This is a genomic window from Paraburkholderia graminis, from assembly GCF_003330785.1.
In the GTDB taxonomy this organism is placed as follows: domain Bacteria; phylum Pseudomonadota; class Gammaproteobacteria; order Burkholderiales; family Burkholderiaceae; genus Paraburkholderia; species Paraburkholderia graminis.
Genome location: NZ_CP024934.1, coordinates 3,818,737 through 3,833,577 on the forward strand (window position 1 = coordinate 3,818,737; position 14,841 = coordinate 3,833,577).

Genomic DNA, 14,841 nt, shown 5'->3' on the forward strand with positions numbered 1-14,841 from the left:
CTGTCTTCCTTAGATGATTTCCAGGTCGGCGCGCAGAGCGCCCGCCGCTTTCATCGCCTGCAGGATCGACATGAGATCCGCGGGCGTCGCACCCAATGCGTTGAGCCCCTTCACGACTTCGGCGAGGTTCGCGCCGGCCGTCACCATCTTGAGTGCGCCGTTGTCCTGCTTCATCTGAATCTGCGACTGCTTCGCGACGACCGTCTGGCCGTTCGAGAATGCGCCGGGCTGGCTCACCACCGGCTGCGTGTTGATCACGACCGACAGATTGCCGTGCGCGACCGCGCAGCTCTGCAGCGTGACCATCTGGTTCATCACGATGGAGCCGGTGCGCGCGTTGAGAATCACCTTCGCGGCTGCTTGCGCCGGTTTCACATCAAGGTTCTGCAACTGCGCCATGAAGGCGACCTGCTGCTCGGGATCGCTCGGCGCGCGCAGTTGAATCGTGCGGCCGTCGAGCGCCGTCGCCGTGCCGCCGCCGAATGCGTTGTTCACCGCGGCCACGACACGCTGCGTGGTGTCGTAGTCCATTTCGTTCAGGTCGAGCTGCATCGTGCCCGCTTGCGATACCGAGGTCGGCACCGCGCGTTCGACGATCGCGCCACCCGCAATGCGGCCCGCCGCCAGCGTATTGACCTGCACCTTGCTGCCGTTCGCGCTTGCGCCCGCGCCGCCGACCGCGAGGTTGCCCTGGCCGAGCGCGTACACCTGGCCGTCGGCACCCTTGAGCGGCGTGAGCAAAAGCGTGCCGCCGCGCAGGCTCTTCGCATTGCCGAGCGACGACACCGTGATGTCGATCTGTTCGCCCGGACGCGCGAACGGCGGCAGCACCGCCGTCACCATCACCGCGGCGACGTTCTTCAACTGGATGTTCGACAGCGACGATTGCTGGTTGCTCGAACCGGCCGCCTGGTTGTTGATCGAGATGCCGAGGTTCGCCAGCATGTTGGCGAGCGTCTGCGTCGTGAACGGCGTTTGCGTGGTCTGGTCGCCCGTGCCGTCGAGACCGACGACGAGGCCGTAGCCGATCAGCGGATTGTCGCGCACGCCCTGGATCTGCACGAGGTCTTTCAGACGCTCCGCATGAGCGGGCGTCGCCGCCGGCAGCGCCGCACACGCGAGCGCGACGAAGGCGAGCGTCCGGCCGATCCTGCCGGCAAGCGCTGAGAAGCGGAATGAAACAGTACCCATGATCACCACGGCGACACGTTAAGGAAGAAGCGTTGCAGCCAGCCCATGTTCTCCGCTTCGTCGACATAGCCCTTCGCGGAGTATTCGATTTTGGCGTCGGCCACCTGCGTGGAGTACACGGCGTTCAGATTCGAGATCGTGTTCGGATTGACGACGCCCGAGAAGCGCACAAACTCGTTGCCCTGGTTGATCAGCATCTGCTTTTCGCCGCTGACCATCAGGTTGCCGTTCGGCAGCACACCGGTCACCGTCACGGTGATCGTGCCGTTGAACGTGTTCGACGCGTTAGCGCCGCCTGTCGAGGTGAACTTGTTGGCGCCGCTCGCGCTCAGGTTCGCCTTGCCGAACAGGCCGCCGAGGAAGCCCGCCGTCGGCACGTCGAAGCTCGTCGTGCCGTTGCGGTTCACGCCCGCGCCGGAAGACTTCGTCGCGTTGACGTTTTCCTGAATCACGATCGTCAGGATGTCGCCGACATTGCGCGGCCGCTGGTCTTCGAACAACGGCCGGCCCGCGTAACCCGGGTTGTAGATCGAGCCGGGCGACTGCGCTTGCGGCGGCATCGGCGGCATGGCCGTCATCGGTTGCTGCGTGATCGGCTGCTTCGGCACGAGGCCGCAACCGCCGAGCGCGGCGAGCAGCGTGAGCTGCACGAGCGCCGCGGCCATGCGCGAACGAACCGGATTACGAGTGAAGTACGACATCTTGATTACCGCCTGTTAATTCCTGCTGGCTACCGCGTTAAATCTGCATCTGGCTAAGCGTCTGCAACATCTGGTCGGACGTCGTCACGGCCTTGCTGTTGATTTCGTAAGCGCGCTGCGTCTGGATCATGTTCACCAGTTCCTGCACCACGTTCACGTTCGATGCTTCCACGTAGCCCTGATTCAGCGTGCCCGCGCCGTTCAGGCCAGGCTGCGCGACGTTCGGCGCACCCGACGATGCCGTTTCCGCGAACAGGTTTTCACCCTTGGCGTCGAGACCGGCCGGGTTGATGAAGGTCGCGATCTGCATCGAGCCGAGCTGCTGGCTGTTGGTCGAGCCCGCAACCGTGATCGACACCACGCCGTCGCTGCCGATGGTGAGCGACGTCGCGTTGGTCGGCACCGTGATCGCCGGGATCACCTGGTAGCCGCTCGACGTGACGAGCTGGCCTTGCGCGTTGGTCTGAAACGAGCCGTCGCGCGTATAGGCCGTGGTGCCGTCGGGCATCTGCACCTGGAAAAAGCCCTGGCCGTTGATGGCGACGTCTTTCGAGTTGCCCGTTTGCTGCAGATTGCCCTGCGTGTACAGACGCTCGGTGGCGACCTGCTGCACACCCGTGCCGAGCTGGATGCCGGACGGCAGTTCGGTGTTCTGCGTCGAGTTCGCGCCAGGCTGGCGGACGGTCTGATACAGCAGATCCTCGAACACCGCGCGCGAGCCCTTGAAGCCGTTGGTGCTGACGTTCGCGAGGTTGTTCGAGATCACGTCCATCTGCGACTGTTGCGCATTCATGCCGGTAGCGGCGATGTAAAGTGAGCGATTCATATTCTTTCTCTCTCCAGGGGCGCGTGAGCGGCCCGTTAGCTAAAGCTCAGCAACTGGTTAGCCGACTGATCGTTCTTGTCGGCGCTTTCCAGCAGCTTGGTCTGCATCTGGAACTGGCGCGCGTTGGTGATCATCGAGACCATCGCGCTAACCGGATTCACGTTGCTTCCTTCAAGCGATGCCGGGGCGACCGCCACGGCCGGATCGGCGTCGGCGGGATTGCCGTCGGCGGTGCGAAACAGGCCGTCGTCGCCGCGCGTCAGCGTTTGCGGATCGGGATTGACCAGCTTGAGCTGATCGATCGTCACCACGGCGGTCGGCGGATCGCCGGGCGTGAGCGCGGTCACGGTGCCGTCGTGGCCGATGGTGATCTGCGCGCCCGGCGGCACCGAGATCGGCCCGCCGTTGCCGAGCACCACCTGATTCGTGGCGTTCACGAGCTGGCCGTTCTGGTCGACGTGAAGATTGCCGGCGCGCGTGTAGGCCTCGTTGCCGTCGGCGGTTTGCACGGCGAGCCAACCCGGCCCTTCGATGGCGACGTCGAGTGGATTGCCCGTCTGCTGGATCGGGCCGGGCGTGTAGTCCGCGCCCGGCGTCGACGACAGCACGAAGGTACGCGTGGTGTTGTCGTTGATCGAACTGCCGTCGCCGAACGACATCGGCACGGCGCGAAAAGTCGCCAGCTGCGCGCGAAAACCGGTGGTCGACGCGTTCGCCAGATTGTTCGCAACGATGGCCTGCTGTTCGAGCGCTTGTGTGCTGCCCGACATCGCGGTGTAGATCAGCCGATCCATGATGGGTCCGTCCTGCTCGCTTACAGGTTGATGAGCGTCTGGTCGACGGTCTGCTGCGTCTTGATCGTCTGCGCGTTCGCCTGATAGTTGCGTTGCGCGGTGATCAGGTCCACCAGCTCGCTCGTCAGATCCACGTTCGAGTTCTCGACCGCGCCGCCTTGCAGCACGCCGTGATTGGTCGAACCCGGCGCCGAAATCTGCGCGACGCCCGATTGCGACGTCTGCTGGAATTCGTTGTTGCCGAGGTTCACGAGACCGTTCTGGTTCGAGAAGTTGGCGAGCACGATCTGGCCGAGCGCCGCCGTCTGCTGGTTCGAGTAGTTGCCGGTCAGCGTGCCGTCGGCGCCGATCGTAAAGCTCGTCAGCGTGCCGGCCGCGTAGCCGTCGGGCTGCAGCGAGTTCACGCCGTCCTTGCCGCCATACTGCGTCGTGCCGGCAATGTTGAGCGTCAGCGCCTGGGGCGTTGCCGAGCCGTCGGTGGTCGGCACCGAGAAGTTGAATACGTACGGCGTGGTGGTCGCCGTGCCGGACGCGTCGGTCGTGCCGAGCAGCGTGCCCGACGAGTTGAAGTTCGCGTGGCCCACGAGCGACGCGGTGCCCGTCGACACGCCGGCGTACACGTCCCACGTGCCGGCCGCGGTCTTGGCGAAATACATGTTGACCGTCTGCGAACCGCCGAGCGTGTCGTAGACCGTCGTGCTGGTCGAGTAGTTATACGTCGACGAGCTGTTCTGGTTGAAGGCCACCGGCGTCGGCGCGATCGCGTAGCTGTCGCCGGTCGCGGGCACGCCGTTGAACGTGACCGTCTGGCCGTTGCCGAGCGAGATCGGCGAGCCGGCCGTGTAGGTGCCGGTCGTCGAGGTGCCGAGCGTCGTGTCGGTCACCGTGTAGGCCGTCGCGCTGGTGAACGTGACGGTGTAGTTGTCCTTGTTCGTGCCCGACGCCGTGTTGGTGATCGTCGCGCCAGGCGTGGTCAGCGTGCCCGCGTTCGTCGTGGCCGCGGTGACGCTCGGCGTGCCGAGCATCAGCGGGTCTTGCGCGTTCAGGTTCAGGCCGGCGGCAATGTTGGTGGTCGCCTTCGGCGCGATGTTCGCGGTCGGCACGCTCAGCGGCACGGTCTGCGCGGTGTTGATGACGCCCGTGCTGTTCGCCGCATAGCCCATCAGTTGCAGGCCCTGCGCGTTCGTGATGAAGCCGTTCTTGTCGAGCTGGAACACGCCGTTGCGCGAATACACGAGCGAGCCGTTGTTCGACAACTGGAAGAAGCCGTTGCCGTTAATCGCGACGTCGAGCGCCTGGTTCGTGCTCGTGATCGTGCCTTGCGAAAACTGCTGCTGCACTTCCGAGAGCTTCGTGCCGATGCCGATCTGGTTGCCCACGGCCGTCGCCACCGAATTCGCGTACATGTCGGCGAATTGCGCCGCGCCGCTCTTGAAGCCAACGGTATTCGCGTTGGCGATGTTGTTGCCGATCACGTCGAGATCGCTCGACGATGCGGACAAACCACTCAAACCTTGTTGGTAACCCATGACGGTCTCCGTGTCTGGAAAGTCGTAACTGACTGAATCTGAATCTGGATCAAAGGATGGCGGCCACGTTGGTCAGCCCGACCGTCGTGCCGTTCGACAGCACGAGGCCCGGCGTACCGTTGCTCTGCATGACGACGCTTTGCACCGTCGAGCTTGCGAGCGTGGTAGCCGTGGCCTGCTGGCCGTTGATCGTGCCGACCGCGCTGATCGTGTAGTTGCCGTCGGGCAGCGCGTTGCCGGCCGAGTCGGTCGGCGTCCAGCCAACCGGAATCGTGCCCGCGGACTGCTTGCCGAGATCGATCGTCTTGACGATCTGGCCCGCCGAGTTCTTCACGACGACTTGCAGGTCGTTCACCGAATTGGCGAGCTGCACGCCGAACGCGCCGGCCTTGCCGCTCGCGACCGACACCGAGCTTCCCGGCGCGAGCACGGTCGAGCCGATCAGCAGCGCGGCTTGCGACTGCTGGCCTGCCGACATCTGCGTCGCGAGCGAGCTCAACGTCGTGTTCAACTGGCTGATGCCGGACACGGTGTTGATCTGCGCGAGCTGCGAGGTCATCTGCGAGCTGTCCATCGGATTGGTCGGATCCTGGTTCTTCAACTGCGCGACGAGCAGGCTCAGGAAGGTGTTCTGCAGATCGGTCGCCGAGGTGCCGGACGTGCCGGACGTCGAACTCGTCGAGCTGCTCGAGCTGGACGCGCTGTTCGTGCCGTTCATCGTATCGAGCAGCGTTTGCGACACGGTCGTGCCGTTGTTGCCGATGGTGGTGCTGGTGGTCAAGGGGCTCTCCTCAGGTTCCGATCGTGAGCGTTTTCAGCATCAGGGTCTTGGCGGTGTTCAGCGTCTCGACGTTGGCCTGGTACGAGCGCGACGCCGAAATCATGTTCACCATTTCCTGCACCGGATCGACGTTCGGCAGCGTGACGTAGCCGTCTGCGTTGGCCGCCGGATTGCCGGGGTCGTAGGCGGTCTTCATCGGCGTCGGGTCGTCGACCACGCCGGTGACCTGCACGCCGCCGACCTGCTGGCCGGAGCCCGTGCGCGCGCCGCCAATCGGCGCAACCCCGAACACGACCTGCTTGGCCTTGTACGGCTGACCGTCCGGGCCGGTCGTGCTGTCGGCGTTGGCGAGGTTCGACGCCGTCACGTTGAGCCGTTGCGACTGCGCCGACATCGCGGAGCCTGCAACACCAAATATGTTCATCAAAGAAGGCATGTTTGCTGACCTTTCCTGCCGGTTAGAGCCGGCTTCAAATGAGTTCCCGTAGCGATTGTTCTTGCGTACTGCGTGTTGCTTTGCGTGCGGACCGTTATCCGGCCGTTAGCCGCTTACGAGCCCGACTGGATCGCCGACAGCATCGTCTTGATCTGGCTCGACAGCACCGTCATGCCCGATTCGAAGTGCAACGTGTTGTCCGCGAACTGCACGCGCTCGGTGTCCAGGTCGACGGTGTTGCCGTCGAGCGCCGGTTGCGTCGGTACGCGGTATTGCAGATTGCGGTAGTCGTCGGGCGAGCCGCCCGCGGGGCTCAACGTCGACTTGCCGGACATGTGGCCCTGCGCGGTCGCCGCCATCGACATTCCGCTCGTCACGCCGGCCGGTTGCGCAAGCGGCAGCGTCGCGGTGTTGGACGCGGTGTGGCCGGCCGCGCCGGTCTTTTTCAGCGCGCCCGCAAGCGACGAAGCGAAGTCGACGTCGCGCGCCTTGTAGCCGGGCGTGTCGGCATTGGCGATGTTCGACGACAGGAGCTCCTGACGGTAAGCGCGCACATCGAGCGCTTCACGTCCAAAGGCGAATTCGGCATCGAGTTTGTCCAGCATAAGAATCTCCGGAGAACGGTCCCGAGGCTTCCCGTGCACCTCGCGTGAGGGCTGCATCGAGCGGGAAAGCCTTTTTGCATGAGGTGCATCTTATGGGCGGCACGCAAGCAGCAATCGGACGAATAACCGGGAAAGGGGGCTTCTATTCAACGTTTGCGCAAAGGGCACGCTCAATAGAATGCAAGGCGTACCGAATGCATTCGATGGAGAACCGCGATGGACCAGCCCACTTTCGATCCGACGCCCCGCGCAAGAAGCGCGGCGGGGCATCGCATGAGTGCGGCCGTGTTGCGCGTGGTTACGAGACTTGTGGTGGGGTCGTCGCTCGCGGTGTCTGTGGCTGGCGGCGTCGCGCTGTTCGCGAATGCTGCGCATGCTGGCGAGGCGGACGGCCCGATCGTGATTGCCGGTCCCAACGAACAGAACCCGGCGGCGCTCGCCGCGCTTGCAGAACGTATGCAGGCGACGCCAGCAAAACGCACGGGCTCGGCGGCCACGCTCGCCGCGGCCACCGCGCAATCGCTGGGCCGTGGCCCGTCGACCCGCGACGCCGATCCATTCGCGCGCGCCGCTAATGCGAGCGGCTCTATTGTCATTGCGGGCGCCGGCGAAACGCCTGCCGCGCCGCAGATGATTCGCACGAATTTCAAGCCGGATGCAAACGGCGTCGTTACTATTCCCGCGCCGGGCCGTGGCGGTTCGGCGAACCTTGGCGATACGGCAAGTCCGACCGACGCGCCCGCGCGCGCCAACGTCAGTATTAATGCGATGCAGGCTTCGCGCCGCGTCGTGCCGGTTGTCGTCACGCCAGCGCCGTCGACGAATAGCGCGAGAGACGCCGCGGGCGTTCAGCCGGTCGCGGTCAATGCGCCGTCGAGCGCGATGAGCCGCGCAGCGGTCGGTGTTTCGGGAACTGCGGCATCGGCGGACTCCTCGGTGAACGACGGCTTCGAAACGCTCGCATCGCGCGGCGAGCCGCCGCAGTTCGGCGCGGACGGCAAACCGGTCGCGCAGCGCTCTAAAGCGTCGGCGAATTCCACGAATACTGCGGCTGCTCGCGTGTCGGCGACGCGGGCCGTTGCATCAGCGGTTGCGCCAGCGGCAACGGTCGCATCCGCGCCCGCGCAGCAGAATCCGCGCACGGCTGCGACTACGATTGCGGCTGCCGCTGCGCAACCCGCGCCGCTCCCCGGCCAGCAAGACCCCGAAGCGATCCGGGCCGTCGCGCTTGCGTTCCTGCAACAGCAATCGGCGGGATTGCCGGGCAAGGTGGACATCACGGTCGCCCCCGCGTTTCCGCGCGGTCTCGCGGCTTGCATGATGCTCGAGCCGTTCATGCCGAGCGGCGCGCGCCTGTGGGGCCGCGTGACCGTCGGTGTGCGCTGCGCGGGCCAGCGTCCGTGGACGATTTATCTGCAGGCGCGCGTTTCGCTGCACGCCACGTATTACCTCGCGAGCCGCGCGATGTCGGCCGGTGAAGTCCTCACCGCCGCCGATCTCGTCGCGCGCGAGGGCGATCTGACGGGCTTGCCGCAGGCCATCGTCACCGACCCGTCGCAGGCGCTCGGCTCGGTCACTTTGACGCGCGTTTCCGCCGGCATGCCGCTGCGCCGCGACATGCTGAAAAGCGCGTCGGCGGTATCGATCGGACAAACCGTGCGCGTCGTCGCGGCCGGCGACGGTTTTGCGATTTCGGCGGAAGGCAGCGCGATGAACAACGCGTCGCCCGGTCAGCAGGTTCGCGTGAAGACCGCCAACGGCCAGGTCATCTCGGGCATCGTCAAGGACGGTTCGACGGTGGAGATTCAACTGTGAAACACAACGATCCGCGCGTGGCGAGCGTTTGCGCCGCGCCGCCCGTATCAGGGCCGGATCGTCTTGATAGACAAGGAAAAAGCTGGAGCGATTGCGCTAAAGTTTTGATCGACGCTTGCCGTTATCAGAATCAAATCGTAGAGGAAGCCAATCGTGAAAGTCGATTCCCAAACCAAGTCGAATCTGCCGACGTTGAAAGATGCCGTGTCCCGCCCGCAGCAAGGCGACGCGGCGCCCGCGAACAGCGGCGCGCAGACCGCGAGCACTGCCTCGCAAACCAGTTCCAGCGGCTCGGGCGACGCCAGCGTCAGCCTGTCGGGTCTGTCGCAGCATTTGCGCAGCCTCGCGGCGTCCGGCTCGGCCGACATCGACACGGCGCACGTCGAGTCGATCAAGCAGGCCATCAAGGACGGCACGCTCCAGATCGACTCCGGCAAGATCGCCGACGGCGTGCTGAGCACCGCGCGCGAACTGTTGCAGAACAAATCCTCGTCGACCGGCAATTAATCGACGCATCGAAGTACGGTGAATGGCCGGGCGGCGTTCGACAAACCCGGCTCGCAAATCCAGCGCGAGCCGCCGTTTTCAGCGAGTTGTTGAGATGAAAGACGCCCTGCTTGCCACCCTCATCGAAGAGTATTCCGCCGTCGAGGCGTTCGCCTCGGTTCTGACGCTGGAGACGAAGGCGCTTACTGCCTTGTCGCCGGTCGAACTGCTGCCCTCGGTCATCGAGAAAAAGACCGCGCTGATCGGCGAGCTCGCGCAGCTCGAGGCCCGCCGCGACGAACTGCTCGCCGGCATGGGTTTTCCGGGCGGCTGGGCCGGCATGGAACTCGCCGCCAGCACGGACGAGCGGCTCGCCGCGCAATGGTCGCTGCTGCAAAAAGCCGCCGAACGCGCGCGCCGCGCCAATACGAACAACGGTGAGCTGATTCGCGTGCGCATGGACTACAACCAGCGGGCGCTGGAAGCATTGCAGGTGGTGGTGCCGAAGAAGGCCGGCTTCTATGGCCCGGATGGTCGTATTCCGGCGCGGGCAGCGGCGGTTTAGATCCCGCCCGGCTTCAGGCCTCTGCGTTTTCCGGCGACGCTGTCGGCGCGCGGGAGCGCGGTGCAGCCTCAGCGTGACCAACGCTAGCCACGGCTAGGGTGAGGCAGGCCACGTCACGCCAACGCCAACCGCGTCACGCCACATTAGCAAATCATCAAAAAGGGCTCGTCGCCACGACGAGCCCTTTCGTTTTTCAATCCCCTCGCGCACTCGCGCTCGCCTTCTCCTTGCACGTTGGCCATCCGGCCAGGTGGCATTAGTCCGCCGCAAGCGATCAAATCTTCCTTTTCCCCAACGAGGTTTTTGCTCCAGCAGCGGTGCCGTTTGCGCCCGTTTCCCAGGCGCCGTCACCCACGGCAGCAAATTCCACTCTAGCGAGGTTGTGTAATCGTGTGTATGATACGAGGAGTGCAGTATGAACAGCGGCGAGGTAGTCAAACTGATTCACGCGGCCGGTTGGCGGCTAATCCGAATATCGGGCAGCCATCACCATTTCCGGCACGCATTCAAAGCCGGGCTCGTGACCATCCCTCATCCAAAAAGGGATCTTCCGCCCGGCACGCTGAACAGCATCTTGAAACAGGCAGGGCTGAAATGAAAAACTTGATCTTTCCGGTCGGCATCGAGGCGGGCGACGCACAGCACGCGTTCGGCGTCGTCGTGCCGGATATTCCGGGCTGCCATTCGGCGGGAGACACGCTGGAAGAGGCTTACGCGAACGCGAAAGAAGCGATCGAGGCGCATCTGGATACGCTGCTCGACGAAGGCTTGCCGATTCCCGAAAGACTGACGCTGGACGAGCATCGGCGTAATCCTGACTATGCGGGTTTCACGTGGGGCTTCGTGACGACCCGGAACATTCCCGCGCTCAAGAAGGCGGTGCGCATCAACATCTCGTTACCCGAGGCGTTGGTGCATGAGATCGACAAATACGCGCAGGCGCACGGCATGTCGCGTTCCGCTTTTCTCGCGCTCGCGGCCGAGCACGAAATGGCGGACGCTTGAGAAGGTGCATGCAATGGGCGCGTGCAACGGCGTGTGCAACGGGCGGTGCAATGCGCCTGCTTTGCAAATGCTCCCGCACACAACCGGTAATGCTATTGCCTCGCTATTGCGTTGTTACGCCTCGTTATACATCGGCGCGAGGCGGCCGCTCACGTCGCCTCGGCGTTGGCCCAGGCCATTTCACGCAGGCGCGTGCGCAAACGCGCCACTGCCTGGCTGTGTAGCTGACATACGCGCGACTCGCTGACTTCCATCACCGCGCCGATTTCGCGAAGGTTCATGCCGCGCTCGTAGTAGAGCGACATCAGGAGCTTCTCGCGTTCCGGCAAGCGGTCGATCGCCTCGACGAGCGCCGAGCGCAGGCTGTCGTCGAGCAAGGCCGAAAGCGGGTCCGAGTGATCGACGCAATAGCGGTCGAGAAACGGTTCGTCGTCGGCGGAACGGTCGAAGTCTTCGTAGTAAATCAGCTGGCTGCCGTGCAGGTCTTGCAGCATCGACTGATACTCGTCGAGCGGCATTTGCAGGTGTTCGGCAACCTCCGTTTCGCTCGCCGAGCGGCCCAGATTCTGCTCGACCTTGTGCACGGCCGTTTCCACTTCTCGCGAAGTGCGCCGCAAGCTGCGCGGCAACCAGTCGTTGCTGCGCAATTCGTCGAGCATCGCGCCGCGAATCCGCTGGCTCGCGTACGTCTCGAACTGCGCGCCCTGATCTTCTTTATAGCGGCTCGCGGCATCGAGCAAGCCGATCATGCCGGCCTGGATCAGATCGTCCAGATCGACACTGGCCGGCATCTTGGCCACGAGCTGCAAGCCGAGCCGACGCACGAGCGGTGCGTACTTCGTCAAAACATCGGCTTGGGAAATCTTTCCCTGAGCGTTATACATCGTGCTCCCCTTGTCCTTGTGCCGCCACTCAGGCGTGCTGCGCAGACGGTTGGTCGGCGTGTTGCGCCGCTGAAACTGTCGCAGGCGCCATCCACGGCGTTTGCGACGACATCGCTGGCCGCATCGGCCAGTACTGCAATTCGGCTGCGAGGTGCCGGAAGTCGCGCGCAGCCGGTGTCGACGGAAATGCGTCGACGACACAACGCGACAACTCCTCGGCTCGCGCCATCCGCGCATCGGCGGCAATGCAACCGGCGTCTTCGAGCGCCACCGCGAGGTAGCGGCTGGCCACGCCGGCCAGGTTTGCAAAAGCGGTGTGAGCGTCTTCCACGCTCTGCACGTGATTCACCAGCACGCGAAACTGCGCGATCGCGTGCGCGTAGTGCAGGCGCTTCATGCACGCGTACGCGTCGGTGATCGCCTGAGCGGCCATGCGCGTGACGATCATCACGTCGTGCGCCTGCATCGCGAGCGCCGACAGGTGCCCTTGCTGATCCAGTTGCGCATCGATCAGCACGACGTCGGCCGAGCCATGCAGCAGCACGCCGAACTGCGCCGCGCTATAACCCTCGCGATGCGCACGCGCGGCGGCCAGCACCGAGAAGCCGAGTGGATGCCGCGTGGCGGCGTCGTCGAGCGTCATCTCGCCGCGCATCACGGCGACAAAATTGCCCGCGCCGCGCACGCTGCCGGCGAGCGCGCTCACCGATTTTTCGCCCGTGCGCTCGTCGAGCACGAGCACGTCCTTGCCTTGCTGCGCGAGCGCCGCGGCGAGATTGATCACCGTGGTCGTGCAGCCCGCGCCCATCGACCCGCCGGTCACCGCAATCACGCGCGAGCCGCTGCGCGCGAGGAGGCGCCGCAGTCCTTCTGCCTGATCGGGGACGAGCTTATCCAAAGCGAACCTCATGCAGTTCGGCGGTCGAACGCGCGGAAAGCGCGGAGAGCAACGCGGGCACGTCGTCGTCGTGCGGGACGAACGGCGAGTGATCGCGCGGAATGCAGAACGCGCTCTTGAGCAGGAAGCGTTTGGTCGCGACGTACAGGTTTTCCGGCACCTTCTGACCGGTCGACACGTAGTGCACCGGCAGCTTGTAGCGGATCACCGTATCGAGCACGCCGCCCAGGTTGGTGGCTTCGTCGAGCTTGGTCAGAATGCAGCCGGCGAGCGGCTGTTGATCCGGTCCGCGCTGATACGCCTGCACGACTTCGTTGAGCGTGTCGCCGTGGCTCGTTGCGTTGAGCAGCAACAGGCGCTGCACCGGCTGACCGGCGCGGCTCAGCATCGCGATCTGGTCGGAGACGAGGCGATCGCGCTGGCTCATGCCGATCGTGTCGATCAGCACGATGTGCTTGTTGCGCAGTTCGGAGAGCGCGAGTTGCAGGTCGGCGCTGTCTTTCACCGCATGAACCGACACGCCGAGAATCTTGCCGAAGATGCGCAGTTGCTCGTGGCCGCCGATCCGGTAGCTGTCGGTGGTGAGCAATGCAACCTTGCTGGCGCCGAAGCGCATCACGCAGCGCGCGGCGAGCTTGGCGGTGGTCGTCGTTTTGCCGACGCCGGTCGGGCCCATCAGCGCGAAGACGCCGCCGCGTTCCATCAGCGTGTCTTCGTCTTCCATCACGGGCAGGTTCGAGGCGAGCACCGAGCGCACCCAGTCCATGCCGTCGTCCATGTTGTCGACGTCTTCGGGCAGGTTGTCGACCATCATCTGCACGAGTTGCGCCGAGAAACCGGCGGCGAACAGATGCTTGGTGAGCGCGCCGTGCGACGGATTGCGGCGCTGGCGGTCGCCCCACATGAGGCCCGCGAACTGTTCTTCCATCATGCCGCGCAGCGACGAAAGCTCGCTCATCACGGTTTCCTTGACGACCTGCTCCATGCGCGCCTTGATCGCTTCGGCGACGCCAGCGGGCGTGCGCGCGTCGTCGGTAGAAGACGTGGACGGCGATGAAGACGAAGATGCAGACGGCGACGGCGCGAATTTCTGCGCGGCGCGGCGCGCGGCCACCTGCGCGGCTTCGCGAGCCCAATCGGGGGTGTTGTCCGCTTGCTGTGCAGTGGCGCGACCGGGTTCGACGGCAGCGCCGAGGCCCCTGGCCATCGCCGCCGCCGGCGTGATCGCTGCCGGACGCGCGGCGTATTCACCGTGCGATTCGTGCTCGCCGGCGATGCGGCGTGCGTGATCAATCAGCCACGGATTCGACTCGGCCATCGTGCGCGGCCCGTCGACATCGGAGGCGGATGCAGCGGACGTCGACGGCACGCCGGCGGCCTTCAGCAGATCGGCGCGCATGTCGTCGTTCAAACGCGCGGCTGCGGCGCGCGCGCTCGGCTGGCCGACGTGGATCTGTTGCGATTGCGGCGCCGGCGAATGCTTCGCGGCCGCCGCTGTCGTGTTCGGCGTATTGGCCGCGGATGCGCCCTTGCGCGCGTCGACCTGTGCGGCGGACGGCTTGGCGGCATTCATCGCTGCATTCATCGCAGCACTCGGAACGATCCTCGCGGCAGGCTGCGCATCGTGGCCGCCTGCGAGCGCCGGGTCGGCGAAGCCGCCCGCCGTCTCGGTCCCGGCTTCCGGGCTCGCGCCGAACACCGACGAGAACACGTCCGGCATGCCGCTCGCGTACGGATTGGCCTGCATCGGCTGAGCCGCGGACATCGCGCGCGGCGCAGCTTGCGCGGCTTGCGCGGCCACCATATTCGTCGATGCGGAGTGCGCTGCGCTCACATCGGCGCGCGGAGCCTTCGGCGTGATCGCCGCGAGGTCGCTGTCGGCCAATGCGACGATCTCGACACTGCCGTCGTCCATGGTTCGATTGGACAGCACGACCGCGTCGGCGCCCAGTGCTTCGCGCACGAGACGCAGTGCGTCGCGACTGGTGGCACCGATAAATTTACGAATGTTCAAGCTGGACCCCCGATGAGGTAAACGGACTGACGGACCGGCAACACACCGCTTCCCATTGAGATCATTATTGCGAAAGCCCTCGACCGACGATCGGTGGATAAAGGCCGTTAAACGTGGGTAATTCGGACGATGGACGCACGCCGCGATTAACGCGCTTGCATCGGCACAAGACGCCGCCCCGTGTGCGAGCGAACGGGCCTTACGAGCGAAGCATGGACGCCCCAGTGCATGAGCGGTGCGAAAAGTCAGGCGCGGAAATGAAAACCGGCGCCCTCAGGCGCCGGCAGATAACTGAAGCATGAAGCCGGATC

At 64.8% G+C, this 14,841-nt stretch carries 16 protein-coding genes; 5 read left to right on the forward strand and 11 right to left on the reverse strand.

Annotated elements, in window-relative coordinates; all coding sequences use genetic code 11:
• Nucleotides 1-9: 9 nt before the first annotated feature.
• The 8 genes from CUJ91_RS17205 to flgB all read right to left on the reverse strand — a co-directional run bounded on the left by CUJ91_RS17205 (nucleotide 10) and on the right by flgB (nucleotide 6,863).
• Nucleotides 10-1,191, reverse strand: coding sequence for a flagellar basal body P-ring protein FlgI (locus tag CUJ91_RS17205; RefSeq protein ID WP_029970942.1), 1,182 nt, complete (start codon nucleotides 1,189-1,191; stop codon nucleotides 10-12).
• A 2-nt stretch (nucleotides 1,192-1,193) separates the two neighbouring features.
• Nucleotides 1,194-1,892 carry a flagellar basal body L-ring protein FlgH gene (gene flgH / locus CUJ91_RS17210; RefSeq protein WP_006050925.1) on the reverse strand — a complete coding sequence of 233 codons (699 nt, stop codon included), beginning with the start codon at nucleotides 1,890-1,892 and terminating at the stop codon, nucleotides 1,194-1,196.
• A 37-nt stretch (nucleotides 1,893-1,929) separates the two neighbouring features.
• Complete coding sequence (gene flgG / locus CUJ91_RS17215; RefSeq protein WP_006050924.1) at nucleotides 1,930-2,718, reverse strand: flagellar basal-body rod protein FlgG; 789 nt, start codon at nucleotides 2,716-2,718, stop codon at nucleotides 1,930-1,932.
• 35 nt (nucleotides 2,719-2,753) lie between these two features.
• Nucleotides 2,754-3,512: a flagellar basal-body rod protein FlgF gene (gene flgF, locus CUJ91_RS17220; protein WP_006050923.1), complete on the reverse strand. Its 759-nt coding sequence runs from the start codon at nucleotides 3,510-3,512 to the stop codon at nucleotides 2,754-2,756.
• Between the two features lie 20 nt (nucleotides 3,513-3,532).
• Nucleotides 3,533-5,041 (reverse strand): flagellar hook protein FlgE, encoded by a 1,509-nt coding sequence (locus CUJ91_RS17225; protein ID WP_006050922.1) that lies wholly within the window; start codon nucleotides 5,039-5,041, stop codon nucleotides 3,533-3,535.
• A 49-nt stretch (nucleotides 5,042-5,090) separates the two neighbouring features.
• Nucleotides 5,091-5,822: a flagellar hook assembly protein FlgD gene (flgD, locus tag CUJ91_RS17230; protein WP_006050921.1), complete on the reverse strand. Its 732-nt coding sequence runs from the start codon at nucleotides 5,820-5,822 to the stop codon at nucleotides 5,091-5,093.
• A gap of 10 nt (nucleotides 5,823-5,832) precedes the next feature.
• Nucleotides 5,833-6,258, reverse strand: coding sequence for a flagellar basal body rod protein FlgC (gene flgC, locus CUJ91_RS17235; RefSeq protein WP_029970946.1), 426 nt, complete (start codon nucleotides 6,256-6,258; stop codon nucleotides 5,833-5,835).
• A 113-nt stretch (nucleotides 6,259-6,371) separates the two neighbouring features.
• Complete coding sequence (gene flgB / locus CUJ91_RS17240) at nucleotides 6,372-6,863, reverse strand: flagellar basal body rod protein FlgB (protein ID WP_006050919.1); 492 nt, start codon at nucleotides 6,861-6,863, stop codon at nucleotides 6,372-6,374.
• A gap of 216 nt (nucleotides 6,864-7,079) precedes the next feature.
• On the opposite strand from flgB, the gene flgA reads away from it, so the two are divergent.
• From flgA to CUJ91_RS17265, 5 genes are all read left to right on the forward strand, one after another.
• Entirely contained in the window at nucleotides 7,080-8,678 is a 1,599-nt protein-coding gene (flgA, locus tag CUJ91_RS17245; RefSeq protein ID WP_006050918.1) for a flagellar basal body P-ring formation chaperone FlgA, read from the forward strand.
• Between the two features lie 153 nt (nucleotides 8,679-8,831).
• Nucleotides 8,832-9,185 (forward strand): flagellar biosynthesis anti-sigma factor FlgM, encoded by a 354-nt coding sequence (gene flgM / locus CUJ91_RS17250; protein ID WP_006050917.1) that lies wholly within the window; start codon nucleotides 8,832-8,834, stop codon nucleotides 9,183-9,185.
• Between the two features lie 94 nt (nucleotides 9,186-9,279).
• Nucleotides 9,280-9,729, forward strand: coding sequence for a flagella synthesis protein FlgN (locus CUJ91_RS17255; RefSeq protein ID WP_006050916.1), 450 nt, complete (start codon nucleotides 9,280-9,282; stop codon nucleotides 9,727-9,729).
• A gap of 415 nt (nucleotides 9,730-10,144) precedes the next feature.
• Nucleotides 10,145-10,327 carry a type II toxin-antitoxin system HicA family toxin gene (locus CUJ91_RS17260; RefSeq protein WP_006050915.1) on the forward strand — a complete coding sequence of 61 codons (183 nt, stop codon included), beginning with the start codon at nucleotides 10,145-10,147 and terminating at the stop codon, nucleotides 10,325-10,327.
• The gene (locus CUJ91_RS17265; RefSeq protein ID WP_006050914.1) at nucleotides 10,324-10,734 is read left to right on the forward strand and encodes a type II toxin-antitoxin system HicB family antitoxin; all 411 of its coding nucleotides are present in this window, start codon (nucleotides 10,324-10,326) and stop codon (nucleotides 10,732-10,734) included. Before CUJ91_RS17260 ends, CUJ91_RS17265 begins: the two co-directional genes overlap by 4 nt.
• A 149-nt stretch (nucleotides 10,735-10,883) precedes the next feature.
• Here the strand turns inward: CUJ91_RS17265 and CUJ91_RS17270 are convergent, their stop codons facing one another.
• The 3 genes from CUJ91_RS17270 to flhF are packed head-to-tail and all read right to left on the reverse strand — an operon-like array spanning nucleotide 10,884 to nucleotide 14,530.
• Nucleotides 10,884-11,618: an RNA polymerase sigma factor FliA gene (locus CUJ91_RS17270; protein WP_006050913.1), complete on the reverse strand. Its 735-nt coding sequence runs from the start codon at nucleotides 11,616-11,618 to the stop codon at nucleotides 10,884-10,886.
• Nucleotides 11,619-11,646: 28 nt separating this feature from the next.
• Nucleotides 11,647-12,516 carry a nucleotide-binding protein gene (locus tag CUJ91_RS17275; RefSeq protein WP_029970951.1) on the reverse strand — a complete coding sequence of 290 codons (870 nt, stop codon included), beginning with the start codon at nucleotides 12,514-12,516 and terminating at the stop codon, nucleotides 11,647-11,649.
• The gene (gene flhF / locus CUJ91_RS17280) at nucleotides 12,509-14,530 is read right to left on the reverse strand and encodes a flagellar biosynthesis GTPase FlhF (RefSeq protein WP_114156558.1); all 2,022 of its coding nucleotides are present in this window, start codon (nucleotides 14,528-14,530) and stop codon (nucleotides 12,509-12,511) included. Before flhF ends, CUJ91_RS17275 begins: the two co-directional genes overlap by 8 nt.
• Nucleotides 14,531-14,841 lie beyond the last annotated feature (311 nt).

What these genes read in the sequence shown, in the direction of transcription:
- CUJ91_RS17205 (WP_029970942.1), bottom strand. Translation starts at nt 1,191, where the DNA reads ATGGGTACTGTTTCATTCCGCTTCTCAGCGCTTGCCGGCAGGATCGGC.
- flgH (WP_006050925.1), bottom strand. Translation starts at nt 1,892, where the DNA reads ATGTCGTACTTCACTCGTAATCCGGTTCGTTCGCGCATGGCCGCGGCG.
- flgG (WP_006050924.1), bottom strand. Translation starts at nt 2,718, where the DNA reads ATGAATCGCTCACTTTACATCGCCGCTACCGGCATGAATGCGCAACAG.
- flgF (WP_006050923.1), bottom strand. Translation starts at nt 3,512, where the DNA reads ATGGATCGGCTGATCTACACCGCGATGTCGGGCAGCACACAAGCGCTC.
- CUJ91_RS17225 (WP_006050922.1), bottom strand. Translation starts at nt 5,041, where the DNA reads ATGGGTTACCAACAAGGTTTGAGTGGTTTGTCCGCATCGTCGAGCGAT.
- flgC (WP_029970946.1), bottom strand. Translation starts at nt 6,258, where the DNA reads ATGCCTTCTTTGATGAACATATTTGGTGTTGCAGGCTCCGCGATGTCG.
- flgB (WP_006050919.1), bottom strand. Translation starts at nt 6,863, where the DNA reads ATGCTGGACAAACTCGATGCCGAATTCGCCTTTGGACGTGAAGCGCTC.
- flgA (WP_006050918.1), top strand. Translation starts at nt 7,080, where the DNA reads ATGGACCAGCCCACTTTCGATCCGACGCCCCGCGCAAGAAGCGCGGCG.
- CUJ91_RS17255 (WP_006050916.1), top strand. Translation starts at nt 9,280, where the DNA reads ATGAAAGACGCCCTGCTTGCCACCCTCATCGAAGAGTATTCCGCCGTC.
- CUJ91_RS17260 (WP_006050915.1), top strand. Translation starts at nt 10,145, where the DNA reads ATGAACAGCGGCGAGGTAGTCAAACTGATTCACGCGGCCGGTTGGCGG.
- CUJ91_RS17265 (WP_006050914.1), top strand. Translation starts at nt 10,324, where the DNA reads ATGAAAAACTTGATCTTTCCGGTCGGCATCGAGGCGGGCGACGCACAG.
- CUJ91_RS17270 (WP_006050913.1), bottom strand. Translation starts at nt 11,618, where the DNA reads ATGTATAACGCTCAGGGAAAGATTTCCCAAGCCGATGTTTTGACGAAG.